The sequence below is a fragment of the Rhizobacter sp. P3_B12 genome (genome assembly GCF_056402895.1).
This window is the reverse complement of the sequence record NZ_JBFUGN010000733.1, coordinates 1-3,180: the sequence shown is the minus strand read 5'-3', so window position 1 is coordinate 3,180 and position 3,180 is coordinate 1. Positions and strand designations below refer to the sequence as shown.

The window sequence follows — 3,180 nt, the reverse complement described above, 5'->3', positions numbered from 1 at the left end:
GTGCAGGCCGAACACCGCATCGACCTTCGGGTTCTCGAGCACGCCTTCCTCGACCATCGCGCGCGCGCCCCAGCTCTCGGCGGCGGTCGACGGCAGGTCGGCGAGGCCTTCCTCGGCCGGCTGGAAGATGAACTTCACGCTGCCGGGAACCTGCGCCCGCAGCCCGGCCAGCAACTCGGCCACGCCCATCAGGATCGCGGTGTGGCCGTCGTGGCCGCAGGCGTGCATCACCGGCGTCTGCGCGCCCTGGTAGCGGCCGGTCTGCTGCGACGCGAACGGCAGGTTGGTCGCCTCGGTCACCGGCAGCGCGTCCATGTCGGCGCGCAGCGCAACCACGCGCGACCCCGGCAGCCCGCCGCGCAGCAGGCCGACCACGCCGCGTCCGCCGACGCCGGTCGTCACCTCCAGGCCCAGCCGGCGCAGGTGCTCGGCCACCAGCGCGGCGGTGCGCACCTCCTGGCCGGAGAGTTCGGGATGGGCGTGGATGTCGCGGCGCCAGGCCACCAGGCGTGGCGCCAGCGCGGCGACGCGGGTGTCGAGGGCAGCGGTGGTGATGCCTTGCGGTTGGGCGAGGGCGGTGCCGGTGAGCAGGGCGCAGGCCACGAACTGCGCAGCCCGCGAGCCTCGCCTCAAGGGCAGGCCGCCATCACCTGCGCCACTGCCGCCGTCAGCTTCTTCCCGTACGGCACATGCAGGAACTCGTTCGGCCCGTGCGCATTGCTCTTCGGGCCGAGCACGCCGCAGACCATCATCTGTGCCTTCGGGAAGCCCTTCTGCAGCAGGCTCATCAGCGGGATCGTGCCGCCCTGGCCGACGTAGCCGCAGGGCGCGCCGAACTGCGCCTGCGACGCGCTGTTCAGCGCATCCTCCAGCCATGGCGCCAGGCTCGGCGCATTCCAGCCGCTCGCGCCGTACGCACCGGCACGGCCATCGGCCGCGAAGGTCACGCGGGCGTTGTAGGGCGCGTTGTCCTCGAGCAGCGTCTTCAGGCGCAGCGCCGCCTCGTTGCCGTCGATCATCGGCGGCAGGCGCAGGCTCAGCTTGAACGCGGTGTACGGGCGCAGCACGTTGCCGGCATTCTTCAGCTCGGGGAAACCGTCGGCACCGGTGACGCTCAGGGTCGGGCGCCAGGTGCGGTTCAGCAGCGCCTCGGTCGGGTCGGTGGTGGTCGGCAGCGTCGGGCCACCATCGGCGCCGCAGGCCCACGGGAAGCGCTTCCAGACCTCGTCGCCGAGGATCTGCGCGGTGGTCTGCGCCTGCGCCAGGCGGTCGGCGGGAACCTCGCAATGGAAGCTCTCCGGCAGCAGCCGGCCGGTCTTGCTGTCTTCGAGCCGGTCCAGCACCTGGCGCAGGATGCGAAAGCTCGACGGCACCAGCCCGCTGGAGTCGCCGGAGTGGATGCCCTCGGTCAGGATCTCCACCTTCAGCACGCCGCTGACCATGCCGCGCAGGCTGGTCGTCAGCCACAGCTGGTCGTAGTTGCCGGCGCCGCTGTCGAGGCAGACGACGAGGCTCACGTTGCCCAGCCGCTCGCGCAGCACGTCGAGGTAGGCCGGCAGGTCGAACGAGCCGCTTTCCTCGCAGGCCTCGATGATGCCGACGCAGCGCGGGCGCGGGATGCCCTGCCGGTCGAGCGCCATGATCGCCGTCAGCGACGCGTAGACCGCGTAGCCGTCGTCGGCGGCGCCGCGGCCGTACAGCAGGCCGTTCTCGTACTTCGGCGTCCAGGGCCCCAGGTCGCTGCGCCAGCCGTTGAATTCGGGTTGCTTGTCGAGGTGGCCGTACAGGCAGATGGTGTCGGTGCTGCCGGCCTTGGTCGCCGGYACCTCGAAGAAGATCACCGGCGTGCGGCCGTCGATCCGCACCACTTCCAGCTTCAGCCCGGCCACCTTCTTGCTCTCGACCCAGCTCGCGGCATCGCGCACCACCCGCTCGAGGTACCCGTTCTTCTGCCAGTCGGCATCGAACATCGGGCTCTTGGCCGGGATCGCGATGTAGTCGGTCAGCGCCGGGACGATCTCTTCGTCCCAGGTGCGGTTCGCAAACTCGGCGATGGCGGTGGCTTCGTCGGGCTGCAGCGGAAGGTTGGRGTCGCGAGCGTTCATGCCGGTTCTCCTGGCGCAGTGAATCCCTTGTGGGGAATTGCGGAGTGTAGAACCGGGAGCGACAGGCTATGCTGATCCGTTCCACAAGAACACACGAGGAGACGGAGATGCGCCAATGCGTCACACAGGCCGCAGGGCTGGCGGCGGCTGTGCTGCTGAGCGGTGCGGTCAGCCATGCCGAGGAGGCGCAGCACCCCTGGGTGGTCGCGGCGCCGCTGTCGGTCAAGGAGACGTACTTCAGCAACCTGAGCTCCGGGGCGCGCATCGAGACACCCTTCGTGCTGAAGTTCGGGCTCAGCGGCATGGGCCTGGCGCCGATCACGAAGCCGCAGCCGCGCACCGGGCACCACCACCTGCTGATCAACCGCGAGCTGCCGCTCGACTTCTCGAAGCCGCTGCCCTTCAACGAGCAGTACGTGCACTTCGGCAAGGGCCAGATGGAGACGGTGCTGACGCTGGCGCCCGGCGACTACACGCTGCGCCTGGTGCTGGCCGACGACAAGCACATCCCGAACTTCGTCTACAGCAAGCCGCTGCGCATCACCGTGACGAAGAAGAATGCCGACCTCGACCCGGCCAGCCTGAGCCCGCCCGGCGTCGAGCTGATGCTCCCGGTGGCCGAGGCGTTGACCGGCAAGCCGCTGCAGGTGCGCTTCCATGCGTCGCGGCTCAACGTGTCGCACGCCGCGCTGCAGGAGAAGGGCACCGGCCACTTCCGGCTGAGTGCGCTGCGCGACGGGGCCCGGCCGGAGACGCTGGACTTCCCCGGTGGGCAGACCGAGGCGTGGATCAAGCCGCCGCCCGGGCGCTACCAGCTCAAGCTGGAGTTCGTCGACAACCTGGCGCCAGCCGCGGTGCTGGCCACGGCGGCACCGCAGTCGATCACGGTGTTGCCGAAGTGAATCGTCGCAGCCCGGCCTGCAGCGCAGCGAACACCTCCGCCTGTTCGGGCTCGTTGAAGATCTCGTGGAACAGCGCCGGGAACGCCTGCGCGGTGACGACCGCCTGCGAGGCCGCCGCGGCGAACGCCTGGCTGCCGGCCGGCGCGACGCAGCGGTCGCTGCCGGCGTACAGC

The 3,180-nt window shown here is 70.3% G+C and carries 4 protein-coding genes; 1 reads left to right on the top strand and 3 read right to left on the bottom strand.

From position 1 onward, the window contains the following. The coding region (locus tag AC1D01_RS27100; RefSeq protein ID WP_477871901.1) for an amidohydrolase at positions 1-603 on the bottom strand (603 nt) is incomplete at its 3' end. A gap of 26 nt (positions 604-629) precedes the next feature. Then, a complete protein-coding gene (locus AC1D01_RS27095) occupies positions 630-2,105 on the bottom strand; it encodes a M20 family metallopeptidase (protein WP_477871899.1) in 1,476 nt (491 codons plus the stop codon). Positions 2,106-2,212: 107 nt separating this feature from the next. Here AC1D01_RS27095 and AC1D01_RS27090 point away from each other — a divergent pair, with 107 nt between their 5' ends. Beyond that, positions 2,213-3,007 (top strand): DUF4399 domain-containing protein, encoded by a 795-nt coding sequence (locus AC1D01_RS27090; protein WP_477871897.1) that lies wholly within the window; start codon positions 2,213-2,215, stop codon positions 3,005-3,007. Here AC1D01_RS27090 and AC1D01_RS27085 read toward each other — a convergent pair. Next, a partial coding sequence (locus AC1D01_RS27085) for a serine aminopeptidase domain-containing protein (RefSeq protein WP_477871895.1) occupies positions 2,988-3,180 on the bottom strand: 193 nt, incomplete at its 5' end. The genes AC1D01_RS27090 and AC1D01_RS27085 overlap by 20 nt on opposite strands.

Coding starts and splice junctions, on each gene's coding strand:
- AC1D01_RS27090 (WP_477871897.1), top strand. CDS start 2,213: ATGCGCCAATGCGTCACACAGGCCGCAGGGCTGGCGGCGGCTGTGCTG.